This window comes from Allobrachymonas chironomi DSM 19884, assembly GCF_000374625.1.
Classification (GTDB): Bacteria; Pseudomonadota; Gammaproteobacteria; order Burkholderiales; family Burkholderiaceae_C; genus Brachymonas; species Brachymonas chironomi.
Window position 1 is genome coordinate 59,333 of record NZ_KB894771.1, and the last position, 20,295, is coordinate 79,627.

Annotated in this window: 15 protein-coding genes; 5 read left to right on the forward strand and 10 right to left on the reverse strand. The window is 64.0% G+C overall.

Going from position 1 to position 20,295, the window contains the following annotated elements; all coding sequences use genetic code 11:
* Positions 1–65 precede the first annotated feature (65 nt).
* The 5 genes from gdhA to C513_RS0108600 form a co-directional block, all read right to left on the reverse strand.
* Complete coding sequence (gene gdhA, locus C513_RS0108580) at positions 66–1,430, reverse strand: NADP-specific glutamate dehydrogenase (protein WP_018715643.1); 1,365 nt, start codon at positions 1,428–1,430, stop codon at positions 66–68.
* Positions 1,431–1,621: 191 nt separating this feature from the next.
* Positions 1,622–3,682, reverse strand: a complete 2,061-nt coding sequence (locus tag C513_RS0108585) for a M3 family metallopeptidase (protein WP_018715644.1) — start codon at positions 3,680–3,682, stop codon at positions 1,622–1,624.
* Positions 3,683–3,754: 72 nt separating this feature from the next.
* Positions 3,755–4,606 carry a bifunctional methylenetetrahydrofolate dehydrogenase/methenyltetrahydrofolate cyclohydrolase FolD gene (gene folD / locus C513_RS0108590; protein WP_018715645.1) on the reverse strand — a complete coding sequence of 284 codons (852 nt, stop codon included), beginning with the start codon at positions 4,604–4,606 and terminating at the stop codon, positions 3,755–3,757.
* A 66-nt stretch (positions 4,607–4,672) separates the two neighbouring features.
* Positions 4,673–5,299, reverse strand: a complete 627-nt coding sequence (locus C513_RS0108595; protein WP_018715646.1) for a response regulator transcription factor — start codon at positions 5,297–5,299, stop codon at positions 4,673–4,675.
* 21 nt (positions 5,300–5,320) lie between these two features.
* Positions 5,321–7,744, reverse strand: a complete 2,424-nt coding sequence (locus C513_RS0108600) for a PAS domain S-box protein (RefSeq protein ID WP_018715647.1) — start codon at positions 7,742–7,744, stop codon at positions 5,321–5,323.
* A 274-nt stretch (positions 7,745–8,018) separates the two neighbouring features.
* Here C513_RS0108600 and aceE point away from each other — a divergent pair, with 274 nt between their 5' ends.
* Genes aceE through lpdA form a run of 3 tightly spaced genes read left to right on the forward strand, consistent with a single transcriptional unit; the run spans position 8,019 to position 14,272 of the window.
* The gene (aceE, locus tag C513_RS0108605) at positions 8,019–10,724 is read left to right on the forward strand and encodes a pyruvate dehydrogenase (acetyl-transferring), homodimeric type (RefSeq protein WP_018715648.1); all 2,706 of its coding nucleotides are present in this window, start codon (positions 8,019–8,021) and stop codon (positions 10,722–10,724) included.
* Between the two features lie 23 nt (positions 10,725–10,747).
* Positions 10,748–12,460 carry a dihydrolipoyllysine-residue acetyltransferase gene (gene aceF / locus C513_RS0108610; RefSeq protein ID WP_018715649.1) on the forward strand — a complete coding sequence of 571 codons (1,713 nt, stop codon included), beginning with the start codon at positions 10,748–10,750 and terminating at the stop codon, positions 12,458–12,460.
* A 12-nt stretch (positions 12,461–12,472) separates the two neighbouring features.
* Positions 12,473–14,272, forward strand: a complete 1,800-nt coding sequence (lpdA, locus tag C513_RS0108615) for a dihydrolipoyl dehydrogenase (RefSeq protein WP_018715650.1) — start codon at positions 12,473–12,475, stop codon at positions 14,270–14,272.
* A gap of 87 nt (positions 14,273–14,359) precedes the next feature.
* On the opposite strand, the gene C513_RS0108620 is transcribed toward lpdA, so the two are convergent.
* Together C513_RS0108620 and C513_RS13110 are read right to left on the reverse strand one after the other, a co-directional pair.
* Positions 14,360–14,791: a hypothetical protein gene (locus C513_RS0108620; protein WP_018715651.1), complete on the reverse strand. Its 432-nt coding sequence runs from the start codon at positions 14,789–14,791 to the stop codon at positions 14,360–14,362.
* A gap of 90 nt (positions 14,792–14,881) precedes the next feature.
* The gene (locus C513_RS13110; RefSeq protein WP_018715652.1) at positions 14,882–15,130 is read right to left on the reverse strand and encodes a hypothetical protein; all 249 of its coding nucleotides are present in this window, start codon (positions 15,128–15,130) and stop codon (positions 14,882–14,884) included.
* 228 nt (positions 15,131–15,358) lie between these two features.
* On the opposite strand from C513_RS13110, the gene tadA reads away from it, so the two are divergent.
* Both tadA and C513_RS0108635 read left to right on the forward strand, forming a co-directional pair.
* A complete protein-coding gene (tadA, locus tag C513_RS13720) occupies positions 15,359–16,702 on the forward strand; it encodes a tRNA adenosine(34) deaminase TadA (RefSeq protein ID WP_083927386.1) in 1,344 nt (447 codons plus the stop codon).
* Positions 16,703–16,709: 7 nt separating this feature from the next.
* Positions 16,710–17,645 carry an LD-carboxypeptidase gene (locus C513_RS0108635; protein ID WP_018715654.1) on the forward strand — a complete coding sequence of 312 codons (936 nt, stop codon included), beginning with the start codon at positions 16,710–16,712 and terminating at the stop codon, positions 17,643–17,645.
* A 9-nt stretch (positions 17,646–17,654) separates the two neighbouring features.
* Here C513_RS0108635 and C513_RS0108640 read toward each other — a convergent pair whose 3' ends face one another.
* Genes C513_RS0108640 through hemH form a run of 3 tightly spaced genes read right to left on the reverse strand, consistent with a single transcriptional unit; the run spans position 17,655 to position 20,173 of the window.
* The gene (locus tag C513_RS0108640; protein WP_018715655.1) at positions 17,655–18,296 is read right to left on the reverse strand and encodes a riboflavin synthase; all 642 of its coding nucleotides are present in this window, start codon (positions 18,294–18,296) and stop codon (positions 17,655–17,657) included.
* Positions 18,297–18,353: 57 nt separating this feature from the next.
* Entirely contained in the window at positions 18,354–19,139 is a 786-nt protein-coding gene (locus C513_RS0108645) for a YdcF family protein (protein WP_033394982.1), read from the reverse strand.
* Positions 19,136–20,173 carry a ferrochelatase gene (hemH, locus tag C513_RS0108650; protein WP_026320697.1) on the reverse strand — a complete coding sequence of 346 codons (1,038 nt, stop codon included), beginning with the start codon at positions 20,171–20,173 and terminating at the stop codon, positions 19,136–19,138. The genes C513_RS0108645 and hemH overlap by 4 nt, the downstream gene beginning before the upstream one ends.
* Between the last annotated feature and the right edge of the window lie 122 nt (positions 20,174–20,295).

The window sequence follows — 20,295 nt, forward strand, 5'->3', positions numbered from 1 at the left end:
TGTGACGAAAAAATCCCGTCCGGGATCAAATCCTCGGACGGGATGGCGCAGGGTACTGAAGGGAATCAGATCACGCCCTGGCCCAGCATGGCATCGGCCACCTTGACGAAACCGGCGATATTGGCACCGTTCACGTAGTTGACGCGGCTGCGCGGAGCCGTATTGCCATTCTCGGCACCGTGCTGCACGCAGCTGATGTGGATGTCCTTCATGATTTCCTGCAGGCGGGCGTCCACTTCCGGGGCACCCCAGTACAGGCGCTGCGCACCCTGGGCCATTTCCAGGCCGGAAACGGCGACGCCGCCAGCGTTGCTGGCCTTGCCCGGAGCGTACAGCACGCTGCCCGAGCCCAGGAACACGTCAATCGCTTCCAGCGTGCTGGGCATGTTGGCACCTTCGGCCACGCAGCTCACGCCGTTCTTCACCAGTTCGCGTGCGTCTTCGCCATTCAGCTCGTTCTGGGTGGCACAGGGCAGGGCGATGTCCACCGGGATATGCCAGGGCTTCTTGCCGGCGTGGTACTGCAGGCCGAAGGCTTCGGCAAATTCGACCAGGCGGCCGCGCTTGACGTTCTTCAGCTCCATCAGGGCCAGCAGTTTTTCCGGGTTGAAGCCGTCCGGATCGTAGACGGTACCGTCGGAGTCGGAGCAGGTCACCACCCGCGCACCATGGTGCATGGCCTTCTCGATGGCGTACTGGGCCACGTTGCCGGAGCCGGAGACCGACACGGTCATGCCCTCGATGGACTTGCCGGCGTGGTTCAGCATGGCTTCGACAAAGTAGACCAGGCCATAACCGGTGGCTTCCGGACGGATCAGGCTGCCGCCAAAGCTCAGGCCACGACCGGTGAACACGGTACCGTTGTTGTTGGTCAGCTTCTTCATCATGCCGTTCATGAAGCCGACTTCACGGGCACCCACGCCGATGTCGCCAGCCGGCACGTCGGTGTCGGGGCCGATATGGCGGTACAGCTCGGAAATCAGGGCATGGCAGAAGCGCATCACTTCGGCATCGCTGCGGCCCTTGGGATCGAAATCGGAACCGCCCTTGCCGCCACCCATGGGCAGCGTGGTCAGGGCGTTCTTGAAGGTTTGCTCGAACGCCAGGAACTTCAGGATCGACAGGTTCACCGAAGGGTGAAAGCGCATGCCGCCCTTGTACGGGCCGATGGCGTTGTTGTGCTGGATGCGGAAGGCCCGGTTGACCTGCACCTGGCCCTTGTCATCCATCCAGGTCACGCGGAACTGGATCACGCGCTCGGGTTCGCACAGGCGCTCCAGCAGGCCCTGCTGGCCGTAGCGCGGGTTCTTTTCGATGAAGGGCCACAGGCTGCCCAGTACTTCGTGGACGGCTTGCAGGAATTCCGGCTGCTGGGGGTCGCGCTTGCGGAGCTTGATCAGGAAATCGTCGAGGGAAGCAATCTGTGCCATGGTCTTGAATCGAAAAGTGAATAGGGACAAAAAAGCCGGCAGTTACATCCGCCGGCATCAGCAAGCCCTTGTGAGGTGTGTATGACCTTTAAGGATACAGCAATAATTATAGGCATCCCATCCGGTCATGAAACGTTACAGAGCAAGAAAAATCGGGCACTGTATCTTGTGGTATACGGTGCCCGACAGGCTCAGGCGGCAACAGCGGCTTCTGTCATGCCCTGGTGGCGCAGCAGGGCGTCCACCGAAGGTTCACGGCCGCGGAACGCCTTGAACGATTCCATCGCCGGGCGGCTGCCACCGACCTCAAGCACTTCCTCGCGGTAGCGGCGCGCCGTCGACGGATCCGGGCTGCCATCGGCTGCGGCGGTTTCCTCGAAGGCGGCATAGGCATCGGCACTCAGCACCTCGGCCCACTTGTAGCTGTAATAGCCTGCAGCATAGCCGCCGGCAAAGATGTGGCTGAAGGTGTTGGCCATGCGGTTGTAGGCCGGGGTCGGCAGCACGGCCACTTCTTCGCGTACCTGGCGCAGCAGGGGCATCACGTCGGCAGGCGGTGTCTCCTGGCTGTGCAGCAGCATGTCGAACAGGGCAAATTCGACCTGACGCAGTGTCTGCATGCCGCTCTGGAAATTTTTTGCTGCCAGCATGCGCTCGAACAGCGCGCGCGGCAGCGGCTCGCCAGTGTCCACATGGGCTGTCATGTTCTGCAGCACATGCCATTCCCAGCAGAAGTTTTCCATGAACTGGCTGGGCAATTCGACCGCATCCCATTCGACACCGTTGATGCCGGAGACATCATGTTCGTTGATGCGTGTCAGCATGTGGTGCAGGCCGTGACCGGCTTCGTGGAACAGGGTGATCACGTCATCGTGCGTGAGCAGCGGCGGCTTGCCGTTGACGCCGGCGGCAAAGTTGCACACCAGATGGGCCACCGGGGTTTGCAGCCGGGCGCTGTCGGGGCGTTGCCAGCGGTCGCGCACGCCATCCATCCAGGCACCGCCACGCTTGCCGTTGCGCGCTGGCGGATCCAGGTAGAACTGGCCGACCAGCTGGCCATCACGTTCCAGCCGGTAGAACTCGACGCTGTCATGCCAGACCGGGGCCTGGTCGCGCGTGATGCGCAGGTCGAACAGGTTCTCGACGATGCGGAACAGGCCGGCCATGACCTTGGGCGCGGTGAAATACGGTTTCACGTCCTGCTCGCTGAAGGCGTAGCGCGCTTCCTTGAGCTTTTCGCTGACATAGGTCCAGTCCCACGGTTGCGGATCGGCCAAACCAAGCTGCTCACTGGCAAACTGGCGCAGGTCGGCCACATCGCGTTCGGCATGCGGGCGCGCCTTGGCCGCCAGATCGCGCAGGAAGGCGATGACCTGTTCCGGCGTGTCAGCCATCTTGGGCACCAGCGAGACTTCGGCAAAGTTGCGGTAGCCCAGCAGCTGCGATTCCTCCTGGCGCAGCGCCAGGATCTCGGCCATGATGGCCGAGTTGTCAAAACGGCTGGCATCGCCTTCGGCCTGGTCGGAGGCACGCGTGGTGTAGGCGCGGTAGAGCTTTTCACGCAATGCGCTGCTGTGCGCAAATTGCATCAGCGGCAGGTAGACCGGCAGCTTCAGCGTCAGTTTGCAGCCTTCGCGGCCTTCGGCTTCTGCCGCTGCGCGGGTGGCATCGATCACGTCCTGCGGCACGCCATCCAGCTCGTCGGCATTCACATACAGCGCCCAGTGGTCGGTGGCATCCAGCGCGTTTTCGCTGAACTTCTGCAGCAGCGTGGCCATGCGTTCCTGGATTTCGGCATAGCGCTGCTTGTCGGCCCCCTGCAGCTCGGCGCCGCTGAGCACAAAGCCGCGCAGGGCGTTCTTCAGGGCCTGCTGCTGCTCGGTGGTCAGGGTGGCGGGATCGATGGCCTTGTACCTGGCGTACAGGCGTTCGTCGGCGCCCAGGCGGGTCCAGAAGTCGGAAATCGCCGGCAGCATGGTGTTGTAGGCAGCACGCAGCTCGGGCGTGTCGCACACGCTCTTGAGATGGCCGACCGTGCCCCAGGCGCGGCCCAGGCGTTCGGTGGCGACATCGAGTGTGGCCGAGAGCTGCAGCCAGTCGGCCGGAAAATCGTCCGCCGTGACCGTGGTCAGAGCCTGGTCGGCAGCGGCCAGCAGTTGTTCGATGGCGGGTTGCACATGTTCGGGGCGCACCTGGTCAAACAGGGGCAGGCCGTCGAACTGGAGGAGGGGGTTGGAAGCAGGAGAAGTCATGTAGGGCAGTGTAGGGGCAAAAGCCGGCGCTTCAAGCCGGCCCTGCCTGCAAACCCTGCCCCTGGCGCTGGCTTAACCGGCAGCGCGCTCGGCCGATTCGATGGTGTTGACCAGCAGCATGGTGATGGTCATCGGGCCGACACCGCCCGGCACCGGGGTGATGTAGCCGGCGACTTCCTTGACGCCGTCAAAATCGACGTCGCCGCACAGCTTGCCTTCGTCGTTGCGGTTCATGCCGACGTCGATCACCACCGCGCCGGGCTTGACCATGTCGGCGGTCACCACATTGCGCTTGCCGACAGCGGCCACGATCACATCGGCCTGCAGGGTCTGTGCCTTGAGGTCGGCGGTGGCACTGTGGCAGATGGTCACGGTGGCGCTGCGCGACAGCAGCATCAGCGCCATCGGCTTGCCGACGATGTTGCTGCGACCGATGACGACGGCGTGCTTGCCGCGCAGGTCATAGCCGATGCTGTCCAGCATCTTCATGCAGCCGTACGGCGTGCAGGGCTGGAAGCCGGGCATGCCGGTCATCAGGGCACCGGCGCTGGCAATGTGGAAGCCGTCCACGTCCTTGGCCGGGCTGATCGCCTCGATCACCTTTTGCGCGTCGATATGCGCCGGCAGGGGCAGCTGGACCAGGATGCCGTGGATCGACGGGTCGTTGTTGAGCGCCTCGACACGGGCCAGCAGCTCGGCTTCGGTCATGGCCGCATCGTATTTTTCAAGTACGGAGTGCAGGCCGTTGTCTTCGCAGGCCTTGACCTTGTTGCGCACATAGACCTGGCTGGCCGGGTTGTCTCCCACCAGAATCACGGCCAGGCCCGGAGTCACGCCACGCGCCTTGAGCGCGGCGGCGCGTTCGGCCACTTCGGTGCGGAGCTGTCGGGAAAGGGCGTTGCCATCGATGATCTGTGCTGTCATGTGCGGAATCGTATCGGAAGTGAAAAAAAGAAAACCCGCAGCGGGCTGCGGGGGGAGGGGAGCGGGTCAGGCCTTGGCGGCGCTGGAACCCAGGGCCACCTTGAGCAGATCGGCCACGGTATTGGCGTTGAGCTTTTCCATGATGTTGGCGCGGTGCGCCTCTACCGTCTTGATGCTGATGTTCAGATCATCGGCAATCTGCTTGTTGAGGCGGCCGGCCACGATGCGCTCCAGCACCTGGGCTTCGCGGTTGGTCAGCTTGCCCAGCAGCGATTCGCGCGTGCTGGCCATCTGGTGTTCGGCAAAGCTGCTTTGTGCCGACTTGAGCATCTTCTCGACTAGCGCCTCGAGCTCTTCCTCGCGGAAGGGCTTCTGGATGAAGTCGAGCGCGCCTTTCTTCATGGTTTCGACTGCCATCGGTACATCGCCGTGGCCGGTGATGAAGACGATGGGCAGCGGGGACTTGCGTTCCAGCAGGCGGTCCTGCAACTCCAGGCCGCTCATGCCGCCCATGCGGATGTCGGCAAACAGGCAGGCCACCTCGCGCGGGTCGTAGCGGCTCAGGAAGCTCTCGGCCGAGTCGAAGCAGCGTACCCGGTAACCCTTGCCCTCCAGCAGCCACTGCAGGGAGTCGCGCACGGCTTCATCATCATCCACGACGTAAATTGTGCCTTTTTCCGGAATCAAGCTCATGGTCTCTCTTGTGTCTTGTTGTCAGTTTGACTTGTCGGTGGCAGCAGGAACCGGAATCCAGAAGGTGAACCGGCAACCACATACCTCCGTCTCGGCTTCATTGTAAATGTTCTGTGCCTGCAAACGTCCATGGTGGGACTCTACGATGCTGCGGCACAGGTTCAGGCCAATGCCCATGCCTTCCGGTTTGGTTGAATAAAAGGCCTCGAAGACATGCTGCAGGGTCTGCTCCGACATGCCGGAACCCTTGTCCTCGATGAGGAACTCCACCACCGGCCGGCCCTCGCGCACGGCGCGTTGCACCTGCAGCTTGACCTCGCGGCGCTCTACCGGCAACTGGCTCAGATCAATCGATTCGGCAGCGTTTTTCAGCAGGTTGATCAGCACCTGCTCGATCAGGATGCGGTCCATGACCAGATCGGGCAGGTCGTCGGCAACTTTCTGCACCAGCCGTACCTGGCGGCGGCGCATTTCGATATCCACCAGCTCCACGGCATCGGTGACGATCACGGCAACGCTGGTGGGCGAGTAGTTGGGAGCGCTGCGCTTGACGAAGTTGCGGATGCGCTGGATCACCTGGCCGGCACGCGTGGCCTGCTGGGAGGTCTTGCGGATCGCCATCATCAGGCTGTCCTGATCGATCTGGCCGCGCTCCAGGCGGCTGGCCATGCCGTTGCAATAGTTGTTGATGGCGGTCAGGGGCTGGTTCAGTTCATGCGCCACGCTGGAAGCCATCTCGCCCATGGTCACCAGCCGCGCTGCCGCCTGGGCCCGTGCCTCGTGCTGGGCGCTGATATCCTCGGCCTGGCGACGTGCCGTGATGTCGTTGGCGGTTAGCAGCTGGGCAAGCCGGCCGTCCACCCATTCGAGATAGCGCGTGCGTACTTCAAACCAGCGCCCCAGGCTGGGGACGAAGACCTCGGTGTGCTTGCTGGGCGCATGCGCCAGCGGATCTTTTTCCGCGTCCTGCTGGCCGGGTCGGCCGGCCAGCGTGAGCAGCTGCATGTGCGCCGTCGTGCCCTCATCCTCGCCAAATACCTGGCGATAGGCACGGTTGGCAAACAGCAGCTCATGGCCACCCAGCGGGGCGACCGAGACCGTGACTTCAAGGGCGTCCAGCACGCGCGTGAAGCGTTCGTAGGCGGCCGTGAGCTGGCGCTTGAAACGGTTGGACTCGGTGATGTCGGTCATGGAGGTCATCCAGCCGGTCTGCACGCCGTCCAGGCCGACCAGTGGCGACATGTACATGCGGGCCTCGAACGTGGAGCCGTTCTTGCGCAGCACCCGCATCTCGTAGCCGCCGCGTGCAATGGTCGACTGCATCGTCTCCTGCAGCGTTTTCTCGTGGCGCGCAAAGTCTTCGGCATGCCAGAACGGGTAGGGTGGCAATTGTCCGATCAGCTCGTCCTCGCTCCAGCCCGTCATGCTGCAGAAGGCGGTATTGATATAGGTGATGCGCCCCTCCATGTCCAGCGCCCGCATGCCGATCAGCATGGAGTTTTCCATGGCACGACGGAAGTTGGTTTCGGTTTCCAGGGCGCGCTGCGAGCGCTGGCGGCCACGCAGGTATTTCCAGTTCATGAACAAGGTCAGGCCGGTCAGCAGGCTCAATCCCAGCACCATCAGGAACAGGGCGTTGTCGGCCAGTGCACCGCCGGCTTCGTAAGGCTCCAGATGCAGTACCAGCGAGTTGTCGGTGCGCGAGAGCGCGGTTTCGTAGACCTGGGGCGACAGGCTGCTGTCCAGCCAGGAAAACCAGCGCTCCGTATCCGGGCTGTCCTGTCGCCGCACGGTCTGGCTGCCGATCAGCACCCGGCCATCGTTGTCCAGCAGGGTCAGCGCGTACTTGACGAAGATTTCCGAGGGAATCGCCTGGTAGGCCAGGGCCGAGAGGCTGTAGCGCACATAGAGGGCGCCGACCACGCTGTCCCCGCGCGTCAGCGGCAGCATCAGGCCGAGCCAGGTATCGCTGTGGCTGCTGCCACTGATGACGCGATAGCTGGGCAGGTGGGTACGCATGGCCTGCGCCAGCAAGTCATGCTCGCTGGCCAGCGGCAGCGGGATATCCAGTGGCAGGGCATCTGACCGGTGCGGTGAGCCGGCCGTGAAGTTGTCCTGTACCTGACCCCGTGCATCCACCAGGGTCATGCTGCGGATCTCGGGAGCTACCGATAGCAGCTTGCTGACCTGCTCGTCGGAGACCGGCTGGCCTGCGGGCGTCGTCACCACGTGCCGGGCAAAGCTGCGGATCTGCTCCAGCCGGTCGGCCAGGCGACCGTGGATTTGCTGGCGCGTGTATTCGCCGGCGTGCTGCACCGACTGGTGCTGGCTCTGGCGCTCTTCCACGCGCAGATAGGTGATGGCCATGGTCACGGCCACCACGAACAGGACCACGGCTACCAGCGGGATCAGGCTGGCCAGGCGATCCTGGCGATGCACAGGCATGCGGCTCCACCAGCGGCGCAGGGGTTGCAGGGACAGCCAGAAAAGAACAGGATGGGACATGCAGACAGTGCCGGCCTGCCGGGCGGACAGCGTGGATGACAAAAGCAGAAGCATACAGGCTTTCCCGCCCGTCCATGCGGGGTTTCACCGATGCATATTTCATAATAAGAAAATAAGATCCATATATTGAAATAAGGGTTTTCTTGTGCCATACTCGCGCCAGCGAGTGCGCACAATAGCCTCACGCCCTGACAACACCCACAAGGAGACCCGCATGTCCGACGCGCAGCAAGCTGGCGGCCAATGGCCCCACGATACTGATTCCCAAGAAACACGCGAATGGCTGGATGCCCTGAGCGCCGTCATCGAAAGCGAGGGCAAGGAGCGTGCCCACTTCCTGCTGGAAGGCCTGCTGGAGCATGCGCGCCAGCACAGCATTGATCTGCCGTTCTCGGCCAGCACCGGTTATGTCAACACGATCGAGTCGGAGCAGGAGGCTTTCTGCCCGGGCAATATCGCACTGGAAAAGCGCCTGCGCGCCTTCATGCGCTGGAACGCCATGGCCATGGTGGTGCGCGCCAACCGCCTGAATCCGTCTGATGGCGGTGACCTGGGCGGCCACATCGGCTCGTTTGCCTCGCTGGCCAGCATGCTCGGTGCCGGCTTCAACCACTTCTGGCATGCCGATGATGGTGAGCATGGCGGTGACCTGCTCTATATCCAGGGCCACAGCGCGCCCGGCATTTACGCCCGCGCCTTCCTCGAAGGCCGCCTGACCGAAGAACAGCTCGACAACTTCCGCCAGGAAGTCGACGGCAACGGCCTGTCCAGCTACCCGCACCCCAAGCTGATGCCCGGCTTCTGGCAATTCCCGACCGTCTCCATGGGCCTGGGCCCGCTGATGGCGATTTACCAGGCGCGCTTCCTGAAGTACCTGCACGCACGTGGCATTGCCAATACCGAAAACCGCAAGGTCTGGGTTTTCCTCGGCGATGGCGAAATGGACGAGGTGGAAAGCCTGGGTGCCATCAGCATGGCCTCGCGCGAAAAGCTGGACAACCTGATCTTCGTCATCAACTGCAACCTGCAGCGCCTGGATGGCCCGGTGCGCGGCAACGGCAAGATCGTGCAGGAACTGGAAGGCGAGTTCCGTGGCTCCGGCTGGAACGTCATCAAGCTGCTGTGGGGCAGCAACTGGGATCCGCTGCTGGCACGCGACAAGAGCGGCAAGCTGCGCCAGCTGATGATGGAAACGCTGGACGGCGACTACCAGGCCTTCAAGGCCAATGATGGTGCCTTTGTGCGCAAGCACTTCTTCGGCAAGTACCCCGAAACCCTGAAGCTGGTCGAGCACATGACCGATGCCGAGATCTGGGCGCTGCGTCGCGGCGGCCATGATCCGCAAAAGGTCTACGCCGCCTTCCATGCGGCACACCATCACAAGGGCCAGCCGACGGTGCTGCTGATCAAGACGGTCAAGGGCTACGGCATGGGCAAGGCGGGTGAAGGCAAGAACACCGTGCACCAGACCAAGAAGCTGACTGATGACGATGTGCGCTACATGCGCGACCGTTTCAACATTCCGGTGCCGGACAGCGAGCTGGCCAATATCCCGTACTACAAGCCGGCCGATGACACGCCGGAAATGCAGTACCTGCAGGCCCGCCGCAAGGCGCTGGGCGGCTATCTGCCCAAGCGTCGTCCGCAGGCCGACGAGCAGTTCACCGTGCCTTCGCTCGATACCTTCAAGGCGGTGCTGGAACCGACCGCCGAAGGCCGCGAGATCAGCACCACCCAGGCCTTTGTGCGCTTCCTGACGCAGCTGCTGCGCGATCAGGCGCTGGGCCCGCGCGTGGTCCCGATCCTGGTGGACGAGGCACGCACTTTCGGCATGGAAGGCCTGTTCCGCCAGATTGGCATCTACAACCCGGCTGGCCAGAACTACACCCCGGTCGACCGCGACCAGGTGATGTACTACAAGGAGCAGACCGACGGCCAGATCCTGCAGGAAGGCATTAACGAAGCCGGCGGCATGTCCAGCTGGATTGCTGCCGCCACCAGCTACAGCACCAACAACCGGATCATGATCCCGTTCTACGTGTACTACTCGATGTTCGGCTTCCAGCGCGTTGGTGATCTGGCCTGGGCTGCGGGTGACATGCAGGCACGTGGTTTCCTGCTGGGCGGCACTTCCGGCCGCACCACGCTGAACGGCGAGGGCCTGCAGCACGAAGACGGCCACAGCCATATCCTGGCCGGCACGATCCCGAATTGCGTCAGCTACGACCCGACCTTCGCGCACGAAGTTGCCGTCATCATGCAGCACGGCCTCAAGCGCATGGTCGAAAAGCAGGAAAACGTCTTCTATTACCTGACCCTGCTGAATGAGAACTACGCCATGCCCGGCCTGCAGCCCGGCACCGAGGAACAGATCATCAAGGGCATGTACCTGTGCAAGCCCGGTGCCGAAGGCCTGCCGCAGCGCGTGCAGCTGTTGGGCTCCGGCACCATCCTGCGTGAAAGCATGGCCGCCCAGGCCCTGCTGGCGCAGGACTGGGGCATTGCCGCCGATGTCTGGAGCTGCCCGAGCTTCAACGAGCTGGCGCGTGATGGCCAGGATGCCGATCGCTGGAACCTGCTGCATCCGACCGAAACGCCGCGCAAGTCCTTTGTGCAGCAGCAGCTGGAAAATACCAGCGGTCCGGTGATTGCTTCCACCGACTACATGAAGAACTACGCCGAGCAGATCCGTTCGTTCGTGCCGGCTGGCCGCAACTATCGCGTGCTCGGTACCGACGGTTTTGGCCGCAGCGATTTCCGCAATCGCCTGCGCGAGCACTTCGAGATTGATCGCCATTACATCGTGCTGGCCACGCTCAAGGCGCTGGCCGATGAGGGCAAGATCCCGGCCAGCAAGGCGGCTGAAGCCATCGCCAGGTACGGCATCCAGGCCGACAAGATCAACCCGCTGTACGCCTGATGGCCGGCATAGGAGACAGACACATGGCAACCATTGAAGTCAAGGTTCCGGACATCGGTGATTTTTCCGAAGTCGCGGTCATCGAGGTGCTGGTCAAGGCAGGCGATACCATCAAGGTAGAGCAATCGCTGGTGACCGTGGAGAGCGACAAGGCCTCCATGGAGATTCCGTCCAGCCATGCCGGCGTGGTCAAGGAGCTCAAGATCCAGCTCGGCGACAAGGTGAGCGAAGGCTCGGTCGTGCTGCTGCTGGAAACGGCTGATGCGGCGGCAGGGGCCGAGCCGTCCCCGGCGAATGCCGAAGCCCCGGTGGCTGGCAGCGAAGTGGTTCCGGGCGCGAGCGAAGCCTCTGCGGCACTCCGCGCGGCGGATACTGCAGGTGCCGGGCAGCAGGCAGCCGCGTCTGCCCCGCTGGGCAGCGTCGAGGTGCTGGTACCCGATATCGGTGATTTCAAGGATGTCGCCGTGATCGAGCTGTTCGTCAAGCCTGGCGATACGGTCAAGGTCGAGCAGAGCCTGCTCACCGTCGAAAGCGACAAGGCCTCGATGGAGATTCCGTCCAGCCACGCAGGGACGGTGAAGGAGGTCAAGGTCAATCTGGGCGACAAAATCAACCAGGGCGATCTGATCGTGGTGCTGGAAGCCGCGGCAGGCGCAGCTGCGCCGGCGCCGGCAACGGCATCTGCACCGGCTGCTGCAGCCCCTGCGCAGGCGAGTGCTCCGGCACCGGCAGCCGCACAGCCAGCAGCGGCACCTGCCGCGCCCGCTGCAGCGCATGATCCCGCTTCGACGCCAGCCAGCAGCAAGCTGCCGCATGCCTCGCCTTCGGTGCGCAAGTTCGCCCGCGAACTGGGCGTGCCGCTGGCCGAGGTCAAGGGAACCGGTCCCAAGGGCCGCATCCAGCAGTCCGACGTACAGGCTTTCACCAAGTCGGTCATGGCCGGCGATCTGCGCACCCAGGCGCAGGCAGCCAAGGCCCCGGCTGGCGGAGGTGGCGGTGCCGGCCTGGATCTGCTGCCCTGGCCCAAGGTCGATTTCGCCAAGTTCGGCGAGATCGAGACCAAACCGCTGTCGCGCATCAAGAAGATTTCCGCGCAGAACCTGTCCCGCAACTGGGTCATGATCCCGGCTGTGACCTACCACGAAGATGCCGACATCACCGATCTGGAGGCTTTCCGTGTCCAGCTCAACAAGGAAAACGAGAAAGCCGGCATCAAGGTCACCATGCTGGCCTTCCTGATCAAGGCCAGCGTCAAGGCGTTGCAGAAATTCCCCGAGTTCAACAGCTCGCTGGACGGCGACAACCTGGTGCTGAAAAAGTACTTCAACATCGCCTTTGCAGCCGATACGCCGAATGGCCTGGTGGTTCCGGTGGTCAAGAACGCCGACCAGAAATCGGTATTCGAGATCGCCCAGGAGTCCGGCGAACTGGCGAAGAAGGCGCGTGACGGCAAGCTCGGCCCGGCCGACATGCAGGGTGCCTGTTTCACCATTTCCAGCCTGGGTGGTATTGGCGGTACCTATTTCGCACCGATCGTGAATGCGCCCGAAGTGGCGATTCTCGGTGTCAACAAGAGCGCCATGAAGCCGGTCTGGGATGGCAAGCAGTTCGTGCCGCGCCTGACGCTGCCGCTGTCGCTGACAGCCGATCACCGCGTCATCGACGGCGCACTGGCGACCCGTTTCAACGTCTACCTGGCGCAGCTGCTGGCTGATTTCCGCCGCGTGGCACTGTAAGAGGGTAGCACCATGAGCGAAATTCAAGTCAAGGTTCCCGATATCGGCGACTTCAGCGATGTGGCCGTGATCGAACTGCTGGTCAAGCCCGGCGATACCGTCAAGGTGGAGCAAAGCCTGATCACCGTGGAGAGTGACAAGGCTTCCATGGAAATCCCGTCCAGCCATGCCGGTGTGGTCAAGAGCCTGGCCGTCAATCTGGGCGACAAGATCAGCGAAGGCAGCCTGATCCTGACGCTGGAGGCCGATGCCGCTGCGGCAGCACCTGCTGCCGATACACCCGCCGCACCTGCGGCGGCCGCTGCACCGGCTGCTGCTGCCCCGGCCCCGATCGCCAGCAGCTACAGCGGCCAGGTCGATCAGGAGTTCGACCTGGTGGTGCTGGGCGGTGGCCCGGGCGGCTACAGCGCGGCCTTCCGTGCCGCCGATCTTGGCCTCAAGGTGGCGGTTGTCGAGCGTTACGCGACGCTGGGCGGCGTCTGCCTGAACGTGGGCTGCATTCCGTCCAAGGCGCTGCTGCACGTGGCCGCCGTGATGGACGAAGTCAGCCACCTGGAAGCCGCCGGCATCAGTTTCGGCAAGCCGGTGGTGAACATCGACCAGCTGCGCGGCCACAAGGAAAAGGTGATCGGCAAGCTGACCGGCGGTCTGGCCGCCATGGCCAAGATGCGCAAGGTCACGCTGCTGCGCGGCTACGGCAGCTTTGTCAGCGCCAACCATATCCAGGTGGAGGAAACCACCGGCAGCAGCCAGGAAAAGACCGGCAACAGCAGCACGATTGCCTTCCGCCACTGCATCATCGCGGCAGGCAGCCAGGCCGTGCGTCTGCCTTTCATGCCGGATGATCCGCGTGTGGTGGACAGCACCGGCGCGCTGCAGCTCAAGGAGGTGCCCAAGCGCATGCTGATCCTGGGTGGCGGCATCATCGGGCTGGAAATGGGCACGGTGTACAGTACGCTGGGTGCGCGCCTGGATGTGGTCGAAATGATGGATGGCCTGATGCAGGGTGCCGACCGGGATCTGGTCAAGGTCTGGCAGAAGATGAATGCACCGCGCTTCGACAACATCATGCTCAAGACGAAGACCGTCGGTGCCCGGGCAACCGATGCCGGTATCGAAGTCACCTTCGAAGGCGAGGGCGCTCCGCCACCGCAAACCTACGATCTGGTGCTGCAGGCGGTAGGCCGTTCCCCCAATGGCAACAAGATCGCGGCCGACAAGGCCGGGGTCAGCGTCACCGAGCGCGGATTCATTCCGGTCGATGTGCAGATGCGCACCAACGTGCCGCACATCTTCGCCATTGGCGACATCGTCGGCCAGCCCATGCTGGCGCACAAGGCGGTGCATGAGGCGCACGTGGCAGCCGAAGTCATTGCCGGCGAGCTGCAGGGCAACAAGGAGCTGGCTGCTGCCGCTTTCGATGCCCGCGTGATCCCGAGCGTGGCCTACACCGATCCCGAAGTCGCCTGGGTCGGCCTGACCGAAGACCAGGCCAAGGCGCAGGGCGTCAAGGTGACCAAGGGCCTGTTCCCGTGGTCGGCCTCCGGTCGCGCCATTGCCAACGGCCGTGACGAAGGTTTCACCAAGCTGCTGTTCGATGCCGAAACGCATCGCATTGTCGGTGGCGGCATCGTCGGCACGCATGCCGGCGACATGATCGGCGAGATCGCGCTGGCCATCGAGATGGGGGCTGATGCGGTGGATATCGGCAAGACCATCCACCCGCATCCGACGCTGGGCGAGAGCATCGGCATGGCCGCCGAAGCAGCGCATGGCAGCTGTACCGACCTGCCGCCGCAAAAGCGCAAGTAAGGCATGGCGCGGAATCCCGTCCGGGGTTCCGCGCTGCTTGTTTGCAGACAGCAGATGTCGCCCAAGGGGTACGGGTCGAACCAGGGTTCACACCACCCCATGCTCCCGCAGCAAGGTCTCCTCATCTCCTGCCACCCAGCCAAAAATCTTCGGTTTCCCGTCCAGCAACTGCATCAGGTAATGCACCTCAAAATCGATGCGGATATCGCCCTGTCCGTCACGCGCATAGCTAGCGGTCCAGCCCACATGCGCCAGGCAGTGCAGGGCATTGATAGGTACCACGTGCACTTCGCGCAGCAGCATGTCGCGCGTTCCCAGCTGACGGTAGCGCGCAAATCCCTGTTCCATGACCTGCGGCAGTTGCACATCGTTGTGGCCGGTACTGACGCCGGCTGGTGAGGCAGCGATAAAGGCCGGGGCGTAGCTGGCAGCTACGGAGGCCATGTCGGCCGTGCCTTGCAGCCCTTGTTGAAAATGCTGCTGGTATTGTCTGAAAAACGCCGTGATCGTCTGTTCCATGCGGCCTCCTGTAGCCAAGCTGCCAGTCTGGCGGAAGCGCGTCACCAGCACAAAAATGGCCAGGCGCTGGAGGCGCGGTCAGCAGGAGCGTCAATCAATGATGATGATGGCGCCATCAGCTCCCACGCGGGCATTGCACTTGCCATTCTTGATATGACCAGGCGGGCAGAAACCGCCACCGGGCAGACAGTTGCCTTTCTTGGCCTGTCCGGGCGGGCAGACACCGGAGTTGGCGGGGCCGCTGCCGTAACCGTCATGGCCGGGGCCGACGGCCACGGTACAGCCTGCCAGCAGCAGGCCGGCACCCAGGAGGGCAGAAGAGGTCAGAAGGGCTTTCATGGGAGTCTCCGGTTGGCTATGGGTATGGCCTGATCGTAGCGAATCTTCCCGGGAGCCGGGGTTGCAGGGCGTAACAGGCTATAGCGCCTACCCGTCGTGATCCGGAGCCATAGCCACCCATGTTCACATCGGGCACCGGGCATGAAGACGCCCGCTGTGCCGTGCTGCTTTGGCCGCTTGGGTGATGCAGAAATGGCTGGCCCCCTATATTTGCGCTAGAGTTCCCCCATGCCCCCCCACCCAAGTCCCACCACCCTGATGCAACACGCCCTGGCCCAGGCCGAACAGGCCGCCAGCCAGGCTGAAATCCCTGTCGGAGCCATTGTCGTCGCGCCCGACGGACACACCATTCTGGGCAGGGGCCACAACCGCTGCATCGCCGATCACGATCCGTCTGCCCACGCCGAAATCCAGGCCATGCGCCAGGCGGCACGTGCGCTGGGCAACTACCGGCTGGAAGGCTGCACGCTGTACGTCACGCTGGAGCCCTGTGCCATGTGCAGCGGAGCCATGCTGCACGCACGTCTGGCCCAGGTCATCTATGCCGTGCCGGACCCGCGTACCGGTGCCGCCGGCTCGGTGCTCAATCTGCTGGCGCCGTCCGGTATCAACCACCAGACCACGGCCAGCCTGCTGCCCGATGCCGATGGCGGCGCAGAGCTCAGGCAGGCCTGCGCCGATCTGCTCACCCGGTTTTTTCGCAGCCGCCGCCAGCAACAGGCGCGGCAGCGCCAGCAGGTCGACCACGCGCCCCTGCGCGAAGACGCCTTGCGCCCATCGGCCGCTTCCCTGAAAGCCGAAGGTGTCTGGCAGCCCGATTCCCGCTGGACGCTGGTGCCGGACCCTGCCGCGCCCGACAGCGCCGCCTGGCGCATGCACCATCTGGAGCAGGGCGGTGCCGCGGCACCCAGCGTGGTGCTGCTGCACGGCTACGCCGGTCACGCCCGGCTCTGGCAGGAGCTGGCCAGCCGGATCAGCGCAGCCGGCTGGCGCACGCTTGCCCCCGATCTACCCGGTCATGGCCTGAGCGACAAGCCACGCAAGGCCGATCAACATCAACTCGCGTGGCACCAGTCCCTGCTGGCAGCCTGGGCGCAGGCGCAGCAACTGCCTGCCGATACGCGCTGGATCACGCTGGACCAGGCCGCGCTGCTGTTGCCGGCCAACATCCCGCCAGAACAGGTGCTGGCACTGGACACCCCCGATGCCGCCGTGCGCTGGCCTGACGACAGCCGTGCATCGTCCAGCCACGACTGGCGTCTGCGCTGCCAGCGCAGCCCGGTGTTTGACCTGCAGGCCCACTGGGCGATCCCCGACCAGGCCACCCTGCTGCAGGCCAGCTATCCCGATGCCGGCCATCGCACCGCCATGCGCTGGCCGCTCTGGGCAGGCCAGCCTGCCAGCGAGCTTGATCGCCAGTATGGGCAGCAGCATGGCCGCCGCCTGCCCGTGCACACGCTGGAGCCAGCCGCCGAAGCGCTCGCCACTTCCGGCGCCCGCATCCGTGCGGCGCTGCGGCACAATAGCCCCATGATCCTCCACTGGCTGCAGCAAGCGCGGCCAGCCAACTGACACCACCATGGCACACCTTTATATCTATTCCCCCTCCGGCGCCGTGCGCAACAAGGCGGGCTTTCGCCGCGCCATCAAGCGCCTGGAAAAACGCGGCCACCAGGTCGAAATCGATCCCGCCGCGCTCGATAGCCAGCAGCGCTTTGCCGGCGATGACGCCACGCGCCTGGCCGCCATCGGTCGCGCTGCCGCCAGCGGTGCTGATGTTGCGCTGATGACGCGCGGCGGCTATGGCCTGTCGCGCATCCTGCCGCAGTTGCCGTACAAGCAGATCGTCCGCGCCATCGACAAGGGCACGCGCTTTGTCGGTCTGAGCGATTTCACCGCCATGCAACTGGCCCTGCTGGCGCACGAGCCGCACGCCACCACCTGGGCCGGCAATCTGCTGATCGATGACTGGGGCCGCGAAGACGGCCCTGACGAGATCACCGAAGCCTGCTTCGACGAGATGCTGGACGGCAGCAGCGAAGGCGCCGGTTGGTACGTCAAGAAGAAGGAAGCCGAGCGCGAAAATACACTGGGTCAATCGGTGCTGATCGAGGATGCCACGCTCTGGGGCGGCAATCTCTGCGTACTGACCAGCCTGCTCGGCACGCCGTATTTCCCGCAGATCGAGGGCGGTGTGCTGTTTCTGGAGGAGGTCGGCGAGCATCCCTATCGCATCGAGCGCATGCTCAGCCAGCTGCTCTGGTCAGGCGTGCTGGAGCGCCAGCGTGCCATCGTGATCGGTAGCTGCAGTGATTACCAGTTGGTGCCGCACGACAAGGGCTACGCGTTGGAGGCCGCCATCCAGTGGCTGCGCAGCCAGTGCAAGACGCCAGTCTTTACCGGCCTGCCGCACGGGCATGTGCCCACCAAGGTGCTGCTGCCCGTGGGCCGCCAGGTCACACTGGCCGCCGAAGACCGTGACCGCCTGCTGTTCTGGGGCCACGATCACCATTGAGGGCGGCGTTCAGTCCTGTGCGCGGTAGCTCAGGATGCGCTCGCAGTAGCGCGCCATCAGATCGATTTCCAGGTTGACCCGGCTACCCGCCTGCAGCGCATGCAGCGAGGTATTTTCCACCGTGTGCGGGATCAGGTTGATGCTGATTTCGCAGCCGGCATCGGGATCCTTCAATGGCAGATCCAGCACGCGGTTCACCGTCAGGCTGACGCCATTTACCGTGATCGATCCCTTGTAGGCCAGGAAGCGTGCCAGCGCCTGCGGTGCCACAATGCGCAGCTCGTGGCTTTCGCCAACACGGTCAAAATGGCTGACGATGCCGATGCCGTCCACATGACCGCTGACGATGTGACCGCCCAGGCGATCGCTGGCGCGCAACGCCTTTTCCAGGTTCACCGGGCCGGGCTGGTTCAGGCCGGCCGTCTTGTCGAGCGATTCCGCCGAAATATCGATGTGGAACACGCTGGTCGGCACGTCAAATGCCACCACCGTCATGCAGGCACCGTTGATGGCGATGCTGTCGCCCAGCGACACATCGTCCAGATAGCCGGCCGGGGCCTGCACGCTCAGGCGGCTGCCGTGCGCGGCGCTGTCGCCCAGGGCGGTAACGTCAAGAATCTGGCCAACGCCGGTGATGATGCCTGTAAACATGATGAATCGGGTTCCTGTAGCAAGTGAATGCGGTCATTGTATGTCCGCCAAAAACAATCAGCGCGAGAGCTGCAGCCCCAGCCACTCGTGTAGCACCAGGCGGCTGTCGAGCAGGCCGTAGGCGCTGGGCAAGCGGTCAAGCACGGTCATGTCGCGCGGCGCAATCGCCCCCATCGGGGCCGGTACCACCTGCAGCCCGTGACCGTCAAAGGCGAGCAGGGCGCGTGGCATGTGCCAGGCATGGGTGACCAGGGCGATGCGCTGGATGCCTTGCTGCTGCAGCTTGGCCGCCATCAGCCGGCCATTCTCCTGTGTATCACGCGACTGGTCTTCCTGCAGCGTGACGGGCGTCTGCAGCAGCTCGATCGCGTCAGCGGCTCCGGCACGTGCTTCCGGCCAGGCCAGCTGCTCGCCTTGCGCGCCCCAGCCCACGCCACCGGCATAGCCCATTGGCACGGCCAATTGGCGTGACAGCCAGGCACCGTAGACCAGCCGTTCCATGGCACGCTCGCGCAGCTGCGGCCGGCCATATTCGGCGGATTCCAGGCGGATACCGCCTCCCAGCACGATCACCGCCTGCACCTGCTGCTGGCGCAGCTGTTCCGGCGTCTGGATCGCCACCTGGGGCAGCAGCTGGTGCGACATCCACACCGCGGTCGCCTGGCAGGACAGCAGCCACAGGCTGGCCAGTCCGAGCAGCAGGGCGCTCCAGCCCGTCCGGCGGCGTTGCCGCCACAGCAGCAGCGCGCCAATCAGCATCAGCAGCAACGGGCCACCGGGCGGCAGCACCAGTGCCGTGAGCACCGGTTTCCATGGCCCAAGCGCCAGCAGCCAATCGCTCATGCACCGGTCGGCCAGCCGGCCAGATGGCGCTGACACAGCTCGCCCAGGGTATCGATCCACAAGGGGCGGTCATTCAGGCAAGGGATGTAGCGGTAGCTCTGGCCGCCAGCCTGCAGAAAGGCCTCGCGCACTTCCTCGTTGATTTCTTCCAGCGTTTCCAGGCAGTCGGCGGTAAAGCCCGGGCACATCACATCCACCTGGCGCAGGCCCTGCTGAGCCAGCGCGATCAGCGTCGGTTCGGTATAGGGCTGCAGCCATTCGGCCTTGCCGAAGCGCGACTGGAACGTCATCAGGATCTGCTCCTGGGTCAGGCCCAGCGCCAGCCGCAACGCTTCGGTCGTCTGGCTGCACTCGATCAGATAGGGGTCTCCCAGGGCCACCGTGCGCTTGGGGACACCGTGGTAGCTCAGCACCAGCTTGTCAGCCCTGCCATGGGTCTGCCAGTGCTGGCGTACGCTGTCGGCCAGCGCTGCGATATAGCCGGCGTCTTCCGGGTAGCGGTTGACGAAGCGCATTTCGGGAATGTTGCGAATCTGGCGGCTCCAGTCGTAAACGCAGTCCAGCACGCTGCCGGTAGTGCTGCCGGAATATTGCGGATAGGCCGGCAGCACCAGAATGCGTTCGCAACCGTCGGCCTTGAGCTGGTCCAGCACCCGGGTCAGCGCCGGCTGGCCGTAGCGCATGGCCGGCAGCACGCGCACCAGTTGGCCGCGCGCCTGCAGCCATTGCTGCAGCAGCTCGGCCTGGCGCACGGTCCAGACCAGCAGCGGCGATCCCTGCTCCGTCCAGACAGTGCGGTACTTGGCGGCAGACCGGGCCGGCCGGGTGCGCAGCACGATGCCGTGCAGAATCGGTTTCCAGAGCGCGGCGGGGATTTCCACCACGCGCGGATCGGACAGGAATTCGGCCAGATAGCGGCGTACGGCAGCCGGTGTCGGGGCATCGGGCGTACCCAGATTGCACAGCACCACGGCAGTGCGCGACAGGCTGGCAGAAGACGGGGAGGGGGAGGCAGGTTCTGGTCGGTAGGCCATGAAGCAGGCGGAAAGCCGCGAGATGAAGCAAAAAACGTGCAGTTACAGCAAAAAACCGGGGCTTTCCCTTGTAATGATGCTGGCCGTACGCAAATTATGGTATCGTCAATTTCCTTAACTAT

What these genes read in the sequence shown, in the direction of transcription:
- gdhA (WP_018715643.1), bottom strand. Translation starts at nt 1,430, where the DNA reads ATGGCACAGATTGCTTCCCTCGACGATTTCCTGATCAAGCTCCGCAAG.
- C513_RS0108585 (WP_018715644.1), bottom strand. Translation starts at nt 3,682, where the DNA reads ATGACTTCTCCTGCTTCCAACCCCCTCCTCCAGTTCGACGGCCTGCCC.
- folD (WP_018715645.1), bottom strand. Translation starts at nt 4,606, where the DNA reads ATGACAGCACAGATCATCGATGGCAACGCCCTTTCCCGACAGCTCCGC.
- C513_RS0108595 (WP_018715646.1), bottom strand. Translation starts at nt 5,299, where the DNA reads ATGAGCTTGATTCCGGAAAAAGGCACAATTTACGTCGTGGATGATGAT.
- C513_RS0108600 (WP_018715647.1), bottom strand. Translation starts at nt 7,744, where the DNA reads ATGCCTGTGCATCGCCAGGATCGCCTGGCCAGCCTGATCCCGCTGGTA.
- aceE (WP_018715648.1), top strand. Translation starts at nt 8,019, where the DNA reads ATGTCCGACGCGCAGCAAGCTGGCGGCCAATGGCCCCACGATACTGAT.
- aceF (WP_018715649.1), top strand. Translation starts at nt 10,748, where the DNA reads ATGGCAACCATTGAAGTCAAGGTTCCGGACATCGGTGATTTTTCCGAA.
- lpdA (WP_018715650.1), top strand. Translation starts at nt 12,473, where the DNA reads ATGAGCGAAATTCAAGTCAAGGTTCCCGATATCGGCGACTTCAGCGAT.
- C513_RS0108620 (WP_018715651.1), bottom strand. Translation starts at nt 14,791, where the DNA reads ATGGAACAGACGATCACGGCGTTTTTCAGACAATACCAGCAGCATTTT.
- C513_RS13110 (WP_018715652.1), bottom strand. Translation starts at nt 15,130, where the DNA reads ATGAAAGCCCTTCTGACCTCTTCTGCCCTCCTGGGTGCCGGCCTGCTG.
- tadA (WP_083927386.1), top strand. Translation starts at nt 15,359, where the DNA reads ATGCCCCCCCACCCAAGTCCCACCACCCTGATGCAACACGCCCTGGCC.
- C513_RS0108635 (WP_018715654.1), top strand. Translation starts at nt 16,710, where the DNA reads ATGGCACACCTTTATATCTATTCCCCCTCCGGCGCCGTGCGCAACAAG.
- C513_RS0108640 (WP_018715655.1), bottom strand. Translation starts at nt 18,296, where the DNA reads ATGTTTACAGGCATCATCACCGGCGTTGGCCAGATTCTTGACGTTACC.
- C513_RS0108645 (WP_033394982.1), bottom strand. Translation starts at nt 19,139, where the DNA reads ATGAGCGATTGGCTGCTGGCGCTTGGGCCATGGAAACCGGTGCTCACG.
- hemH (WP_026320697.1), bottom strand. Translation starts at nt 20,173, where the DNA reads ATGGCCTACCGACCAGAACCTGCCTCCCCCTCCCCGTCTTCTGCCAGC.